This is a genomic window from Nocardia fodinahabitans, from assembly GCF_052983615.1.
Map to the genome: position 1 here is coordinate 1383356 of NZ_JBRJJC010000001.1, position 15953 is coordinate 1399308.

Here is a 15953-nt window from a genome sequence, read left to right on the forward strand (position 1 = left end):
GATGAGCGCAGGTGACGGGTCCGAGCGGATACCCCGGAAGTGGCGACTGCTGTTGACGGCAGTCGCGGTGCTCTTTCTGCCCCTGCTCCTCGTTCCCCGGCTGATCGGCCTCTACGTCAACTGGTTGTGGTTCGGCGAGGTCGGCTACCGCAGCGTGTGGTCGACGGTGCTGCTCACCCGGCTGACGCTGTTCGTCGTGATCGCGACGATCCTCGGGGCCGCGCTGTTCACGGCCATGTGGCTGGCCTACCGGTCCCGTCCGGCTTTCTTCCCCGGCGGTCGCGGCGACGACCCGATCACGCCCTACCGCACGGCGGTGGGCCGGTGGCCGCTGCGGTTCGGGCTCGGCATCGCCGCGGTCTTCGGCCTGCTCTGCGGCCTGGCCGGGCAATCGCGCTGGCAGACGGTGCAGCTGTTCCTGCGGGGCGGCTCGTTCGGTGAGCGCGACCCCCAGTTCGATCTCGACGTCGGGTTCTACGTCTTCGACCTGCCGTTCTACCGGCTCGTGCTCAGCTGGCTGTTCGTCATCGTGTTCGTCGCGTTCCTGGCCTGCCTGGCGACCCACTACCTGTTCGGTGGGGTGCGGCTGACCGGGAAGTCGATCGGCATCACCGCGGCGGCGCGCTGCCAGCTCGCGGTGCTGGCCGGTCTGTTCTTCGTGCTCAAGGCGGGCGCGTACTGGCTCGATCGCTACGCTCTGCTGTCGAGTGGGCGGCGCGAGCCGACCTTCGCCGGCGCGGGCTACACCGACATCAACGCCGTGCTGCCCGCCCGCTTCATCATGTTCGCCATCGCGCTGATCTGCGCCGCCGCGGTGTTCTCCGCGGTGGTGGTGCGTGATCTGCGCGTGCCCGCGATGGCCGCCACCCTGCTGTTGCTGTCGTCGATCGTGGCGGGCGGGATGTGGCCGCTGGTCGTCGAGCAGTTCTCGGTGCGCCCCAACGCCGCCGACCTGGAGAGCCCCTACATCGAGCGCAATATCGCCGCGACCAGGCAGGCGTACGGGATCGGCGCGGATCGGGTCCACTACCAGCCCTATCCCGGCGTCGGCACCGCGCCACCGCCGGAGGTCCCCGCGGACGCGACCACGATCGCCAACCTGCGCCTGCTCGACCCACGCGTGCTCTCGCGCACCTTCACCCAGCAGCAACAGCTCAAGAACTTCTACAGCTTCCCCGACAACCTGGACCTGGACCGCTACCGCATCGACGGGCAGCTGCGCGACTACGTTGTCACCGCCAGGGAACTGACCCCCGCCGCGCTCAGCGGCAACCAGGGGCACTGGGTCAACCGGCACACCGTCTACACCCACGGCGACGGGTTCGTGGCCGCCCCGGCGAACCGGGTCAACGCGGCGGTCGTCGACGCGGCGAGCGACAGCGCCGCGGGCAACAGCGGATACCCGATCTACGCCGTCAGCGATATCGCCACCCAGCACGCCGGGCAGCAGGTGATCCCGGTCGACCAGCCGCGCATCTACTACGGCGAGGTCATCGCCAGGGGCGACCCCGACTACGCCATCGTCGGCGGCGGCACCGAACCCCGCGAATACGACACCGACAGCACCAAATACACCTACGCGGGCAAAGGCGGCGTCCCGATCGGGAACTGGCTGAACCGGCTCGCCTTCGCCACCGTCTACACCGAACGCAACATCGTGTTCTCGACGGCGATCGGCGCCGATTCGAAGATCATCTTCCATCGTGATCCGGGCGAGCGGGTCGAGCGGGTCGCGCCGTGGCTGACCATCGACAACAATCCCTATCCCGCCGTCGTCGGCGGCCGCATCGTCTGGATCGTGGACGCGTACACCGCGATCGACGGCTACCCCTACGCCGCGCGCAGTTCGCTCGAGGCGCTCGGCGTGGGCGAGGACCAGGGATCGCACGAACCCGGCGAGATCTCCTACATCCGCAACTCGGTCAAGGCCACCGTCGACGCCTACGACGGCACGGTCACGCTGTATCAGGTCGACGAGCAGGACCCGCTCCTGGCCGCCTGGATGCGGGTCTTCCCCGGCACCGTCCGACCGCCGTCGCAGATCAGCGACGAGCTGCGCGCCCACTTCCGTTATCCCGAGGACCTTTTCGTCATCCAGCGCGACATGCTCGCCCGCTATCACGTGGACGAACCGCGAGAGTTCTTCACCAACAACGCGTTCTGGTCGGTGCCCAGCGACCCGACCGTCGAGACCAACCCGCACCAGGCCCCGTTCTACGTGCTGGTGGGCGACCCCGGCACCGCCGACGCCTCGTTCCGGCTGGCCGGTGCGATGGTCGGCTTCCGGCGAGAGTTCCTGTCCGCCTATATCTCCGTGCATTCCGACCCCGAGAACTACGGCGAGTTCAGCGTTCTCCAGCTGCCCACCGACACCCTCACCCAGGGACCGCAGCAGATCCAGAACTCGATGATCTCCGATACCCGGGTGGCCTCCGAACGCACGCTGCTCGAACGTTCCAACCGCATCCAGTACGGCAACCTGCTCACCCTGCCGATCGCCGACGGCGGCGTGCTGTACGTGGAACCGCTGTTCACCGAACGGATTTCGACGGCGCCGAACGGGTCGACCTTCCCGCAGCTGGCCCGTGTGCTGGTCAGCTACCGCGAACCCGGCACCGGCGGCGTCCGGGTCGGGTACGCGCCGACCCTGGCCGAGGCTCTCGACCAGGTCTACGGCCCGGCCACCGGTGATCTCGCCACCGCACCCGGCGGCAGCCCCGGCGCCCCACCCCCCCCGGCCGACGTCCACCCGCGCAGGCCCCACCACCTCCGGCAGCCTCCCAGCCAGCGCTGGACGAGGAAACGATCGCGCGCATCGAAGCCGAGCTCGACGCGGCCAGGGCCGCCCTGGAACGGCTCGAACAACAGCTCGGCATCCTGCGCGGTCCCGACAAGTGAGCCGGTGCACGACGCCTGTCGAGCACGCGCGGCTCAGAGCTGAGCGAGCACCAGTGCGGCACAACCGATCAGCGGCGGCACCAGCTGGATCAACGCCGCCCGCGCCTTGTCCGGCGAGGACACCAGCAGCACCACCCCCGCCGCCACCATCGACCCGGCGCCCGCCAGCACCAGCGCCACCCCGATCCCGGCGTCGCCGAACGCGGTGAACCCCATGCCGACCGCGGCGACGATCGCGAGAAACAGGTTGTAGAACCCCTGATTGAACGCCATCTCCCGAGTCGCCTCGGCCTGCTCCGCCGTGATCCCGAACGTCGCCCTGGTCCGCGGCCGCGTCCACTGCAGCGACTCCATCACGAAGATGTAGCCGTGCAACAGCACAGCGACCCCGACGAACACCAACGCCATCGCCGTCATCGCGCCACCTCCCGACCGTCCCGGCCCACACCGGACTCGCCGCGATTATCACCCACCGCCCCGCCGTGCTTCGGCCGACGCGCAGAGCACCGCTGCGATCGGCGGCCGCCCACGCTGCTCGGGTGCGGGCGCGCTAGCCGACGGGTTCCGGTGCGCGGACCTGGCGGCCGACCTCGTCGAGGTGGCCGAGGGCCTGGGCGTAGGACTCGAGCAGGGAGGTCTCGCAGTAGGGCACACCGATTTCGGCGCAGAAGTCCATGACGATGGGCTGGGCGCGGTGCAGGTTGGCACGGGGCATGGACGGGAACAGGTGGTGTTCGATCTGGTAGTTCAGACCGCCCAGGGCCGTGTCGACGAGGAAGCTGCCGCGAACATTGCGGGAGGTGAGGACCTGCCTGCGGAGGAAGTCGGTGTTGTCGCCTTCGGGCAGGACCTCCATCCCCTTGTGATTGGGGGCGAAGGTGCAGCCCATGTAGAGGCCGAACAGGCCTTGCTGAACAGCGATGAACACCAACGCTTTCCCCGGCGAGAGCACCAGGAAAACCGTGCCCAGGTACGTGCCGGCGTGCGCGGCGAGCAGGAGACCCTCGGTCACCCGATTCGGGATCGGCCAGCGGAAGACCGCCCGCACACTGGCGAAGTGCAGGCTGCCGCCTTCGAGCAGCAGCATCGGGAAGAACAGCCAGGCCTGGTAGCGGAAGACCAAGCGCCGCCAGCCTTTTCCAGCACGTGCGCGCTCCGCCGAGAACGCCAGGACACCCATCGCGTCGGGATCGGCGCCCTCGGTGTTGGGGTGGGCGTGGTGGCGATTGTGATTGCTGGTCCACCAGCCGATGCTCAGCCCGATCGCGAGGTTGCCCGCGACCAGCCCGTACAGGTAGTTGGCCCGGCGGGACGCGAAGATCTGCTTGTGCCCGGCGTCGTGCCCGAGGAACGCGATCTGCGAGAACACCGCGGCCAGGAACACTCCGATCCCCAGCGTCCACCACGAATCCCCGATGGCGACGAACGCCGCCCACCCGCCGAGGAACGCCGTCGCGGTGAGCGCGCTCTTCCACCCGTAATACCGCAGGTCACGATCCAACAGGTCCGCCGCCCTGATCCGGCGCAACAAGATCGAATACTCGCTGCCGCGCACCGGGGCGACATCAGAAACAACTACCACCGCACCAGCATGACGGATGCAGGCCACCACCAGGTGAACTCGGCGCATCTGCGCGAGATCGCCCTACGGCGCGTCGCTCCGGGAGCGCTCCGTGTCCAACGCCGTGAACGCCGCGGCGGCGAGAATCAGCACCGCCGACACCACCAGGGCGACGTCGAGCCCGTGGTGGAACGCCACCTTGCCCTCGTTGAGCACCTCCGACACCTTCGACAGGTACTTCAGGTAGGGCCCGATGTCGACGCCTTCGGGGATGCGGCCGCGTTCCACGGCCTGAATCGCGTCGGGCTGCAACGTGGTGGGCAGGCCCAACGCGTCCATCTTCTTCTTCAGGTCCGCCGAGAGGAACGAGCTCACCAGGACACCGAGCACCGCGACACCGAACGCCGAACCGACCTGGCGCATCGTATTGGTCACCGCGGCGGCCATGCCCGAATGCTCCGCCGGGACACCCGACATCACCGCCGAAGTCAACGGCACCACCGCGATGCCGAAGCCGAGCCCGGCCACGCCCATCGCGGCCGCGATCCACGGATCGTGCAGGGTCCCCGACAGCGCCTGGCGGGTCAGCAGGATGCCACCCGCGCCGAGCACGCACCCGAGGATCATCGGGACGCGGGCGCCGCGACGCCCCACCCAATAACCCGCCACCAGTGCGCCGATCACGATCATGACGGCCATCGGCACGAAGACCGCCGCGGTGCGCGCGGCCGAATACGACTGCATCACTTGCAGATACAGCGCGGTGAAGAAGAAGATCGAGAAGATGCCGAAGTAGACGGCGAAGGCGACCACCAGCGCGCCGCGCACCGCCCGCAGCCGCAGATAGCGGAAGTCGAGCATCGGTGCGCGCGCCCGGTTCTCGACGACAACGAACGCGGCGAACGCGATCGCCCCCAGCGCGAACAGCCCCAGCACCGACGGTGCCGTGTAGCCCCGATCCTGGCCGACGGTCGCGGCGTAGATCACCGCGCCGAACGCCGTGGCGCCGAGTACCGCGCCGGCCCAGTCGACCGGTGCCTGCTGTGGGTCCGAGCTCTCCGGGATCGACCACATCGCGACGACCATCGCCACCGCGCCGATCACCAGGTTGAACCAGAAGATCGACCGCCATCCGTACAGATCGACCAGCACACCGCCGAGCACCGGCCCCGCCGCCAGCGCCAGCCCGGACACCGCCGCCCACACGCCGACCGCCTTGGCCCGCGCCCGCTCACCCGGGAAGATGTGGCGCAGCACCGACAGGGTGCCCGGCTCCGAGGCCGCGGCGCCCAGTCCCATGATCGCGCGGCCCGCGATGAGCAGCGCGACGCTGCTCGCGAGCGCGGAGACCACCGATCCGACGCAGAAGATCACCAACCCGACGACCATGACCTTCTTGCGCCCCCAGCGGTCACCGAGCGATCCGCCCGCCAACATCAGCCCGGCGAAAACCACCGTGTAGGCGTTGACCACCCACTGCAGCAGGGTCACATCGGTACTCAACTCACGTCGGATATCGCCGAGCGCAACACTGACAACGGTGGTGTCCAAGAAGGTCACGAACACCACTGCCACGACTGCTGCCAGAGCGACTCCCGGCCGCGCCGGTGTCCCCGGCGCTGTGTCCATCGGTCTCACGGCCACAGGTTACTGGCGAGTTCCCCCAGCCGCCGACCCAACCTCGCTGCCGGAGCGGACACACCGGACTTCGACGGTTCCCGTTGGGCGAGCCGACGTCTCGCCGTCACCAGTCGTAGTACGACCGGCCCCAGGGCTGCCCGGTGTAGCCCCGGATCGAAGCCGAGCGCCCGACCACAGCCCGCCGTCGCGGCCTACGACTCGTTCAGCTCGACAGCCGCCCGCACCAGTTCCTTGAACCCCACTTCATCGAGCACATCCCCCTCACTCAGATCGATCACCCGCCGTGTATTCCCCTCCAGCCCGGAATTGAAAACCCCACGTGGATCAGGCAATCGAGCCCCTTGGGCGAAGGTGACCTTCACGATCTCCTTGTACGTCTCCCCCGTACACACCATCCCGTCGTGGTACCACACCGGCACCCCACGCCACTTCCACTCCTCGACGATCCCCGGATCCGCCTCGTGCACGAGCTCCCGAATCCGCGCGAGCAACTCCCCCCGCCAATCCGCCAGCTCCGCGATCCGCTCATCGATCCGCCGCCCAGCCGAACCCTGATCACCACGTGTAGTCATCACCGGTCGCTCTCGTCGTCACACCCTGAACCCCGAGTATCCCCCGCCCATCCGGAAATCTCGGTCAGGCTTGCTCGAGCATGTCGAACGGGATGGTCACCTCGACCGGTTCGTCGAGCAGCAGAACTCTGCGGTGGACAGTGTGCGCTCGGTAGCGTCGCCCGGACCAATCGAGGCGATATTCCTCGATCTCCTCGATCCGCTCTTCCTTCTGGTCGAGCCTGACGATGAGGTAGCGCGGAATCCCCGCGGCCGCGTATTGGATCCGCTTGTCGGTGATATCGGCGTCGATGGTCGATTCCGATGTCACCTCGACGACCAGCAGCAGGTGGTCTCGCACGCTGTTGACGTCGTACGGTTCGCAATCGCGGATCCACACGTCGGGATAGCGAATATTCAACCGCCGGTCCGACGCCGACGAATCGCCGTCGGGGAATCGTGCCGCGACGTCGGAATCCACGACCATGCAGGGCCCACCGGCGCGTCGACCTGCCTCCAGCAACCCCGCGAGCCGCCGAACAACCCGGCTGTGCAGCGGGCTCTGCGCCATCATCTGCACGACCCGGCCGTCGACGATCTCGATGTCACCCAGCTCTTCCGCCGCGCCGTCCAGGAATGCCTCAGCGGTCAGTCGCTGCACACGATGCTGATCGGGGGTGCTCATGCCGCCCATCATTGCAGGCCTCGGCGCGGGAAGGACCGACCCGCCATCTCCGATGGCGGCCAACGAGCGAGGAGGCCCGTCACTGTGTCTTCGTACCTGGAGCTGATCTCTGAGCGGTGTTGTGCTGGTCGTATGAAGATTTGCACGAAACGGCTCCGACCCGTCGATGACTTGAATACCGCCCTGCGAACGATTTCGGAGTTCAACCGCATCATTGCCGCGGCCGACACGAAGTCGGGACTGTTGCTCACCGCTGATGGATTCGCTCTGACAGGCCTGATAGCCGCCGGGCGCACGCAGATGAATGCCGCACTCGGTGGCACGGCGATCGTGCTGGCTGTCGGGTTGATCGTGTGCATGGGCTACCTGGCCGCCACCCTGAGCCCCAGCATACGCAGTACCGGAGCTGGGAACTGGTTTTCCTTCCCTTCATTTCCGCTCGCAGCCGACGAGCGCCCCACCGGACCCGTGCTCGCCGACCACGCGTGGCAGCAGGTGAGCGTGCTTGCTGCGATCGCGCAGCGCAAATATCGACGATTGAGAGTAGCGCTGCGATGGAGCGCGATCAGTCTGGTCCTGTTCTTCGTCTGGTTCGCGGTGACGCTACTGGGCGTGACGACATGATCAACCGTCGGCCGACGTTGTTGTCAATTGCTTGCTCCAGTGTTGTGCCGGCGAGACGCAGGGCACCGAATCGCGGACACATGCCGCACTGTTCCACGAAAGAAACCCGAGCACGATGAGTAGACAGGCAATTGGGCGACCGTATGTGCCGACTCTGACGAGGAGACGTAACACAGTGCTCAGACCTGTCTCGAGTCCGTCGGCGAGTAGGAGTACGCCGCTACCGTAGCCATACACTATGCGCCCAGGAGCTCTACCTGATCTGACAATCAGCTTGGTGACCAGCCATTCCGGTGCAAGTAGGATGGCTGGCACGGGGGCAGCCAGCAGGCCGACGTGTCCAATCAACTTGGCACATGACCATGGGAGCAGTCTGCCGAGCACAGCCGTGACCGCTGCGAACAGCACGATCATGAGGATCATGAACTCCATGGTCTCCGCCCACCAGATGGAGTAGCCAAGATCGAGCAGAAGTCTGTCCAATTGGGCAACCGCTCCCCCGACGAGCGGAAGTTCGATCAACGGGTTTCCCGCCGGGGACAAACTAGTCATCGCCGCTCTCGTCGCCGTCATCCGGCTGGTCATCGACATCTGAGTAGCCGACCGACGATTTCGACAACATCGTAGGCCCACGCCCCGTCCTCGACGCCTCCGACACGATCGCCGCCGACGAGGGGCTCCACCGGTCCGCGATGATCTTCGTCGCGCGCGCCATGATGTCCTGGACATCTCGCTTGTTGACCATGCGTTGTTCCAAGAGCGCGGTTAGGGCACTTTGCGCAGTGTCAAAATCCAGTTGCTTCTCACGCACCATCAAGTCGATGACCTCGTTCACGTCTGACCGGTTGGCGGACAACCGGAAGGCAAGTACGCCGAAATCACCCGATTCCAAGGCTTGTGTGTAGAAGCTCATCCGCAGCTTTTCCAGCGCGAGTCGGTGCTGTTCTTCGAGCTCGGCGACCTCATGCTCATGCCGCGCACGCTGAAGGGCGAGGTCGTGGCCGACGGCGTTCTCTGCCTTCTGGGTCTTGTGCGCGACATCGCGGCGCTGTTCGTTTCGACGATCGTAGGTATCCTGCCGGAGATGATCGTGGGTGCTCGACTCCGGCGCCACCTTCACTGCGCAGCTCAACAGATTTATCCCGCAGGGTAATTCGAACATGCGGTCGGCGAAATGCTCATTGATCCTTATCTCGGCCGCGGCAAATTGATGAACACTGTACTCCCGGCTGATTCGACGGAGTTCCTGCTCGAGAAAAGGTCGATATACATCCGCGCCACTGGCTGCTCGATCATCGACGGCCCGGACGGGATCTCCCACACGCCATGAAACGTCGACCTCGGCGAGGAAGCTGAAAACACCCTCCGCAGAGGGGAGTTCGTACCGGTCGGATTCATGATGCACTCCGACATCGACCCAGAAGACGCCCGCGGGCGGGCTGTAGAACGCCTCGGCTGCCGAAGGCCGACGGTCGACCAGGAACAGTCGTCCGTCCCGGCCGACCGATACGACTGCTGTGTGGCCACCGGAAGTTGGACGCACCCGCCGCCAGGAAGTGCGGTTCATGTCCACATAGCGGATCAACGGCCTCACATCGTCACCGTGCATGTCGGATTCGCCCTTTCGCCTCGAGCATCTGCAGCAACTCCGCGACGGCACGGACCGGGCCGCGTCGCTCCGCTCCCCACTCACGCAGGTAATAGGGAAGGACCTCGAGGTCCTCGATGGTATCCCCGAGATCGATGAGCAGGTTTGCCAACGGCTGACGCATCTGCGGGTCCGTTTCGGACAGACATACCCAGCGGCGGATCTCCTCGTAAGCTGCAGGCACGAAGAACTGCGCTTCCAGCAGGCGCGCGCACAACTCGACGACAAACCCGCGGAGCGTGGACATTTCGTCGGCGATCCACACCATCACCGGCCACGCGCGCGCACCGCGGACGGTGTCGACCTCGAGATCGAAGCTCAACTGCAGCACACACAAGAACCCGGTGTCGCGTAGGTCCGGGCGCTTCGATCCGGTCCAGCTACGCAGTTCGGCGAGAACGGTGCTCGTCAGGGTGGTGACCTTGAACAGCTCGATCATGCTGTAGCACACCGCGGCTCGGATCTCCGGATTCCGGCTGCGCGCCATGCGCCGTAACAGCTCGATGGCGCGGTCGGGCACGAGCCGACCGTAAGTGCTGCCCAGCGCAGCAGTGGCGGTCACCCGCCGAGCCAGCAGTTGGTCAGGGTGTAACCACGCCGTGAGCATCCGACCGACCAATGGTGCGAGTTCTGGTTCCTCGCAGGGGAAGTCCAGCGCGCCGATCGCGGCGAATCGATTGAGCGGATCACCGCTGCTCGCCCAGCGCTCGATGACCAACTGCCTCGCATGTTCGAACTCGAACGTGGACAGCAGACCGACCGCAAGCCCGGCTCGTGTGCAGACTCTGAGATCCGAGCGGTTGCCTAGTTCGTACAGCCAGTTACGGACCAGCTGGTGCGCTGCGTGATATTCATGCCACACGAATTGCAGAACCCGGGGCGGGAAGCTGTCGTCGACAAATCTCACCGCATCGACCGGGATTCGGCCGTACTCGGTCTCCTCGACGGCCTTATACAACCTCGCTCGTGCTCCGAGCAGCAACTCTCCGCTGCGCATACCGAAGACCGATGACGCGGCTTGCTCGTCTTCCGACGTCTCCGCATCGGCGATCAGTCGGGCGAGGTCCCGTCCAGCTGTCGACACGATGTGCAGAGGCATCCCGTTGAACACAGCCAGGGCGATGGTGAACGACCGCGTCTCGGCGTCCAGCCCATCGAACCATTGCCGAAATCGACTGTCGGCCCAGTTGAGAGCCCGTTCGGCGACCTCACCGATGTCAATTCGCGCCCTTGCCACGTCGGCCAATTGCTCAGCCAGCACGACCAGATCACGGGCAGGAAGACGAGCCTCACGTACGTGTGTCAACAGTTGGATCACGTCGTCGCGCTGAAGCACATCGGTCTCACCGACGGGAAGCTTCCTGACCAAGTGTTCGTGCACCACCCGGTCCACGTCAGGAGGTTCGCCCCCGTCCAGTAGAAACGGCTCCAGGTCAGGCGACGGCTCGACCTTGTCATCCAGTACCACAATCAAACGGCACCGGTGTTCGGTCAGGGTTCGGCTCAACTGTTCCAGATGAAAGGCCTGTAGAGCCCTCAGCTGATCTATGCCGATCGTTTCGAGGAAGTACCCGGCATCCGGTTCGAACTCGATATCCAGTGACGGTAGCCATACGCCGGGTTCGAGCTTGTGCACACCGGCATCGCATTCACGATTGAGCGCACTCATCGCCGCAGTCGTCCGGCCCCAGCCATGCGGCGCACGCAGCACCAGCAATGGCTGCGCGCGAAGTCTGTCACATAGCTTCTCGAACACAGGCGGCGGGACAAAAGTCTGCACGACGCTGTCGAGCCAAGTGGACGACACCGGTCCGCTCGGCAAGACGCGGGATCCGGACGTACCCGGATGATTGTCCCGACCGACAATGGTGTCGGCGGTGACACCTCCGAGGAACACGTTGTTGGCGACGATTCCCCGTCCGCTGAGGGCGACAGCTCCGTCGCGCAGCGCGCTCGACGCGACGCGGCGGTCGTAACGGCCGGCCGGGTCGGTCGCGCGCTTGCGGAGATCTTCCCTCGCGGCGTCCGCGCCGGCCTTCGCATCGACCTGTTCTGTGGGGCGCGCGTCGGATTCCGCAACCTTTGCGGCAGCGTCGGGGCCAGCCTTCGGATCGTCGGTCCGTGGATCGGCAACAGCCTCTTTCACGCCGGGCGCTTCGACGGCATTCGAGTCTGCGTCGTCCGGAACATCCAGCTGCGGATCCTCAGCTGTAGCCGCGCTCACGCAGACCCGCCGATATTGTCGCGACCGACAATCGTGCCTGCCTGGACATCACCGATGATCATGTTGTTGGCCGTGACAGCGTCGAAACCCCGCCCAACGCTGCCGAGCTCATGCGCACTTCGGCCGGAGACGAGAGGTCGGCAGGCAGCGGCGGCTCCGGATATCCCGGCACGCGGACCCACACACGAACATCACCTTCCTTGGTATTGATCACTGCGCTGCGATACCCGTCGGAGGTGACCCTGGCGCGATAGTTGTGACGCACAACCCCGTGGTAGACAACGTCGGAGACAGCGATGACACTGTGCCCACGAGCCGCGTTCCGTAAGGTCTCTTTGACGACTCGTGAGTCGTTCAGGCGGAAGGTGGCTGTCAGCGCGTCGCTCATCCAACCGTTGTCGTCGTGGTGTACGTAGCCTTCGTGCGTGGCGATGCGCACACGTAGCCAGTTGGGTGGGTCGACCGCGTAGTTGCGCGTCCGCACACCCTGGTGGAAAGCCTCGACGATATGGTCGAGGACGTCGAGAACCGGCAGGTCGAGGACAAGCAGGAACCCGTCGCCTCGATCTTCTTTTCCCACAACAGTTTCAGGACGTGTCATCGCCTCGTCGAGGATGCGGTACAGGGTCGAGCGGGTGTACTCGAGCTCGCGGTTGTCCAGATCTCCCGAGTTTTCGATATCGACCACGAGAAACGTTCGGTGCGCAGGTTCGTTCATGCTTCCTCCGTGCCACTTCGCATAGCGTCATGTCTAATCGGAATGACCGGGCGCGTCTGCGTCCGAATACACACTCGGAAGACCCTCGGCGACTTCGGCAAGTAGGTCCGGCCGTAGCAGTTCAACGCGCCGCCGGGCAGTCCGCACCGCGCCACGATCCCGAAGTCGCTTCAACGCCTTGGCTACCGCTTCCCTGGATGCCCCGGCGGCATGCGCAAGTTCGTCCTGTGACAATGGCAGGGCGATGACCACGCGGTCGTCATCAACGAGGCCGTATCGCCCCGAGTAGTCGAGCAGGAGACGGGCGATTCGCTCGGTGACGCTGTAGGCACCGTACTCGAGGCGTTGCACGTCCGATTCGCGAAGCCGGTTGACCACGATCCGCAGCATGCTGAACGCCGCCTTGCCGTCGTCGATCAGCAACGCGCGGAACGATGGCCCCGACACCACGGCCGCGGTGACTGATGACAGTGCCGTCACAGTCGCGGACCGCGGTCTGCCGTCAATAGCCGAGAACTCGCCCAGGAGATCACCAGGGCCCCGGATCGCCAGCAGCACTTGTTTGCCGCTCGATGCCGAGCAAGTAACCTTCACCCGGCCGTCTTCGATGACTACGACATGGTCGGATGGGTCGCCTTCGCACAGGAGTGTGGCGCCCGCGGGCCACCGACGCCGTACACCGACATCGAGTAGAGCCTTCCGGCTGAGCCGCGATACCTCGTCGGAATCCAGTGTTCTCGCCCCCCTCACGAACACTTCGATCCACCCACACACCGTGTCCGCCGCCGGCTATTGTACTGGCCACTACGACAACATGTTCGGGCATAGAGGCAATGCCCGGATTGCCTCCGGCCATGTGCCCGGGCCAGAAGACACGCGGCTCGAGCACTGGGTCCTGCTTCCGCGTTGGAGTCAGGGATGCAGCTGAGAACTGGGGCTGACCGATTGAGTTCACAGGCGACTCACGCACGGTTGGCGCTCGCGTCCTGCAGCTCCAGCGTCCCGGCCTCAGATCGCCAGGAACCAGGAAAACAGAGAAGAACCGTGCCGGAAATGAGGAAGAGGTTCGGCGTAATGCCGGGCCTTTTCTCGAAAGTGGAGCTAAGGGGACTCGAACACCTGACCCCACGCTGCCGGTGCGATGACGAACGGATCGTGCGTTTCATGCGTGCCGATACGTCCACCTGACCAGCGGATACCGTGCTCATGTCTGTTGATGCGTGGTCGAGCGTCCTAGGGCACCAGTAGGACACAGCGAACAGGTGTGCGAACTCTGGGCGACCCGGAACCACATGGTTCTTGGGGCGTTCGTCGTCAGCGCCTCATGCCGGGTAGGCGTCGTGGAAGGCTTCCCGCACGATGGCCGCGCCGTGCGCATCTCGCTGACCGATCCCGGCCACGATCTCCGACACCCGCCAGTAGTGCGACGGAACCAACCGGCCGCCGGTGACCACGCCCAGCGCCACGTTCGCCGCCTCATCGGGCTTGTCGGCAGCGACCAGCGCCAGACCCAGGTCCAGGTTCGCCATGGCAATGCGGCGCGGACGGACGCACGCGGCACTCTGGAGGTCGGCCACGACGTTGCGCGCGTACACCTCGGCCGCCGGATCACCGAGCCAGGACAGCGTGGTGGCGACGTAGGTATCGGCCTTCGACGGGTCGTAGCGAAAGTGATGCTCCGGCCGGTTGGGCGTGCGCAGCCCGGACACCAAGCGCGCGACGCTACGCAGCGGCCCGTATGTGCCCGCGCTGTCCCCGATGCGGGCCAGGGCGCGGCCCCCGCTGCGCGGTGGCCTGGATGTAGACCGAACTGTCGGCCGGGGCGATGTCGCGCGCCGCCTGTGACAACTCGGCCGCTTCGGCGAACTCCCGATTGATGAGGTGCTGCCAGGCCCGTGTCTCCAGGGCCCAGGCCGATATCTCCGGATGTTCGGACTCGTCGGCGATATCGCGGGCGGCGCGCAGCCGGGACGCGGCGGCGGGTAGTTCGTCCAGATCTATGTGGCACGTCCCGGCCAGCAGCGAGAGCCACCCGGCGGTCACCAGTAGGCGGCGGTGCTGGACCAGAGTCATCTTGCCGTTCAGCAAGCGGGCGGTGTAGCCCAGGTGCCGGCGAATGCCGACCAGCAGTTCGGCGGGCGGGGCAGTCGAGTAGGCCGACGCCAGGTCATCCACGGCCATCTCCAGCCGGTCCAGGGTGTCCCCGCCGACATCGGACGCCGCAACCCGCTGCATCCATTCCTGCCCGGCACGTTCCCCATCGGCCGGTTCGCCCAGGGCGGCGGTGTAGGCGGCGTCGACCTCGGCCGGTACCGGCCGTTTACCAGACTCGATGAGCGACAGGTACGCGGGTGAATAGTGCGTCAGCCGGGCGATTTCGCGCAGCCCTACCCCGGCCGCCTCCCGCGCGGCTCTCAGCTGTGCACCCGGTTCCATCGTGGTCCTTCGGCTCGGTGAGCTGTGAACAGTCTGTCAACACCGTAAGCCTGTGACCACCGATAACGCACGCCTAGCGTTGTTTTCAGCCCACCGCCGGGCCGATGCCGTGGACCATTCCCGGCACATCGGGCGCAGTGAGCTATGCGGACGATGGCGAAAGCTTCCCGGCGGTGGGCGCATTCACCGAATCACCCACAGGGGGACCGATGAGCGACGCGATTCAGAACCGGCTGGACGGCCTGACCGAACGGGCCGCACAGCGGTCCATGGCGATCCGCCGCGCAGCCGAACCGCCGTTCGGGTGGGAGCTGTACAGCCCGTTCCGGGTCGTCTGCCACGGGTCGCTGGACAACGTGGCCGACTGGTTGACCGCTGCCGAACAGCGCGACGGGTACGGCCTGCCGATCGCCGGCGAGACCGGCGGACGGGCAGACGCGTGATGACCGTGCTCGGGTTCGCCGTCGCGGTCACCGCCCGCCGGCGTGGTGAGCGCCAAGCACCAAGCACGCCGTCTTCGGTGGGATCGACAAGAATGAGATGAAGGGGTCCCGGCTGTCTGAACTGGTCCCCTTCATCGGTACCGACCCGCGTCAGCGGACGCAGCTGGATTCGATCAGCGCGACCGTTGCGGCGGGATCGTCGACCTCGACGATCAGCCGGGCGTAGCGCTCGTCGGCGAGCTCGATCACCACGGCCTTCGCGCCGTCGCGAACGTCCCAGAACACCCGCTCCCCATCGATGTGGAACGTCCCCGCCGTGATGACACCCGGCAGGTGGGTACCCGGAGCGCGGATGCCCTTACGCTCCTTGACAATCCCCGGATCAACGGTTGCGCCGCGCACATTGGCCAAGGGAATCGACAGGTGGCTCTTCAGCGCCCACAGCTTGTCCAAACCTTCCATACGAACGATCAAGTTGCCTCCGTCGATGACGACCTCAGCCACGGTTTCCTCCTGTTGTGATG

General features: G+C 65.9%; 15 protein-coding genes and 2 pseudogenes. 3 read left to right on the forward strand and 14 right to left on the reverse strand.

Features of this window, described 5'->3' with window-relative positions:
- Position 1: 1 nt before the first annotated feature.
- Positions 2-2898, forward strand: a pseudogene (locus tag NV348_RS06570) (UPF0182 family protein).
- A gap of 33 nt (positions 2899-2931) precedes the next feature.
- Here NV348_RS06570 and NV348_RS06575 read toward each other — a convergent pair.
- The 5 genes from NV348_RS06575 to NV348_RS06595 form a co-directional block, all read right to left on the reverse strand.
- A complete protein-coding gene (locus NV348_RS06575; RefSeq protein ID WP_447146190.1) occupies positions 2932-3315 on the reverse strand; it encodes a DUF1304 domain-containing protein in 384 nt (127 codons plus the stop codon).
- 133 nt (positions 3316-3448) lie between these two features.
- Complete coding sequence (locus tag NV348_RS06580) at positions 3449-4480, reverse strand: fatty acid desaturase family protein (protein ID WP_447146191.1); 1032 nt, start codon at positions 4478-4480, stop codon at positions 3449-3451.
- A gap of 63 nt (positions 4481-4543) precedes the next feature.
- Positions 4544-6019, reverse strand: coding sequence for an MFS transporter (locus NV348_RS06585; RefSeq protein ID WP_447146192.1), 1476 nt, complete (start codon positions 6017-6019; stop codon positions 4544-4546).
- A gap of 272 nt (positions 6020-6291) precedes the next feature.
- Entirely contained in the window at positions 6292-6672 is a 381-nt protein-coding gene (locus NV348_RS06590) for a DUF1801 domain-containing protein (protein ID WP_447146193.1), read from the reverse strand.
- Positions 6673-6736: 64 nt separating this feature from the next.
- Complete coding sequence (locus NV348_RS06595; protein ID WP_447146194.1) at positions 6737-7336, reverse strand: Uma2 family endonuclease; 600 nt, start codon at positions 7334-7336, stop codon at positions 6737-6739.
- Positions 7337-7420: 84 nt separating this feature from the next.
- On the opposite strand from NV348_RS06595, the gene NV348_RS06600 reads away from it, so the two are divergent.
- Positions 7421-7960: a Pycsar system effector family protein gene (locus NV348_RS06600; RefSeq protein WP_447146195.1), complete on the forward strand. Its 540-nt coding sequence runs from the start codon at positions 7421-7423 to the stop codon at positions 7958-7960.
- Here the strand turns inward: NV348_RS06600 and NV348_RS06605 are convergent, their stop codons facing one another.
- From NV348_RS06605 to NV348_RS06640, 8 genes and pseudogenes are all read right to left on the reverse strand, one after another.
- Positions 7961-8545: a hypothetical protein gene (locus NV348_RS06605; RefSeq protein ID WP_447146196.1), complete on the reverse strand. Its 585-nt coding sequence runs from the start codon at positions 8543-8545 to the stop codon at positions 7961-7963.
- Positions 8505-9554: a hypothetical protein gene (locus tag NV348_RS06610; RefSeq protein ID WP_447146197.1), complete on the reverse strand. Its 1050-nt coding sequence runs from the start codon at positions 9552-9554 to the stop codon at positions 8505-8507. Before NV348_RS06610 ends, NV348_RS06605 begins: the two co-directional genes overlap by 41 nt.
- Before the next feature lie 4 nt (positions 9555-9558).
- Complete coding sequence (locus NV348_RS06615; protein ID WP_447146198.1) at positions 9559-11832, reverse strand: hypothetical protein; 2274 nt, start codon at positions 11830-11832, stop codon at positions 9559-9561.
- Between the two features lie 58 nt (positions 11833-11890).
- Positions 11891-12550, reverse strand: coding sequence for a hypothetical protein (locus NV348_RS06620; protein WP_447146199.1), 660 nt, complete (start codon positions 12548-12550; stop codon positions 11891-11893).
- 33 nt (positions 12551-12583) lie between these two features.
- Positions 12584-12973 (reverse strand): Crp/Fnr family transcriptional regulator, encoded by a 390-nt coding sequence (locus NV348_RS06625; protein ID WP_447150960.1) that lies wholly within the window; start codon positions 12971-12973, stop codon positions 12584-12586.
- Between the two features lie 6 nt (positions 12974-12979).
- Positions 12980-13324 (reverse strand): annotated as a pseudogene (locus tag NV348_RS06630) (Crp/Fnr family transcriptional regulator); the annotation flags it as partial.
- A 548-nt stretch (positions 13325-13872) separates the two neighbouring features.
- Positions 13873-14262, reverse strand: coding sequence for a hypothetical protein (locus NV348_RS06635; RefSeq protein ID WP_447146200.1), 390 nt, complete (start codon positions 14260-14262; stop codon positions 13873-13875).
- A 10-nt stretch (positions 14263-14272) separates the two neighbouring features.
- Positions 14273-14986, reverse strand: coding sequence for a helix-turn-helix domain-containing protein (locus NV348_RS06640; RefSeq protein ID WP_447146201.1), 714 nt, complete (start codon positions 14984-14986; stop codon positions 14273-14275).
- A gap of 209 nt (positions 14987-15195) precedes the next feature.
- Between NV348_RS06640 and NV348_RS06645 the strand changes: the two genes are divergently transcribed.
- The gene (locus tag NV348_RS06645; protein WP_447146202.1) at positions 15196-15429 is read left to right on the forward strand and encodes a hypothetical protein; all 234 of its coding nucleotides are present in this window, start codon (positions 15196-15198) and stop codon (positions 15427-15429) included.
- A 150-nt stretch (positions 15430-15579) separates the two neighbouring features.
- On the opposite strand, the gene NV348_RS06650 is transcribed toward NV348_RS06645, so the two are convergent.
- Positions 15580-15933: a hypothetical protein gene (locus NV348_RS06650; protein WP_447146203.1), complete on the reverse strand. Its 354-nt coding sequence runs from the start codon at positions 15931-15933 to the stop codon at positions 15580-15582.
- Between the last annotated feature and the right edge of the window lie 20 nt (positions 15934-15953).

What these genes read in the sequence shown, in the direction of transcription:
- NV348_RS06575 (WP_447146190.1), bottom strand. Translation starts at nt 3,315, where the DNA reads ATGACGGCGATGGCGTTGGTGTTCGTCGGGGTCGCTGTGCTGTTGCAC.
- NV348_RS06590 (WP_447146193.1), bottom strand. Translation starts at nt 6,672, where the DNA reads ATGACTACACGTGGTGATCAGGGTTCGGCTGGGCGGCGGATCGATGAG.
- NV348_RS06595 (WP_447146194.1), bottom strand. Translation starts at nt 7,336, where the DNA reads ATGAGCACCCCCGATCAGCATCGTGTGCAGCGACTGACCGCTGAGGCA.
- NV348_RS06605 (WP_447146196.1), bottom strand. Translation starts at nt 8,545, where the DNA reads ATGACCAGCCGGATGACGGCGACGAGAGCGGCGATGACTAGTTTGTCC.
- NV348_RS06620 (WP_447146199.1), bottom strand. Translation starts at nt 12,550, where the DNA reads ATGAACGAACCTGCGCACCGAACGTTTCTCGTGGTCGATATCGAAAAC.
- NV348_RS06640 (WP_447146201.1), bottom strand. Translation starts at nt 14,986, where the DNA reads ATGGAACCGGGTGCACAGCTGAGAGCCGCGCGGGAGGCGGCCGGGGTA.
- NV348_RS06645 (WP_447146202.1), top strand. Translation starts at nt 15,196, where the DNA reads ATGAGCGACGCGATTCAGAACCGGCTGGACGGCCTGACCGAACGGGCC.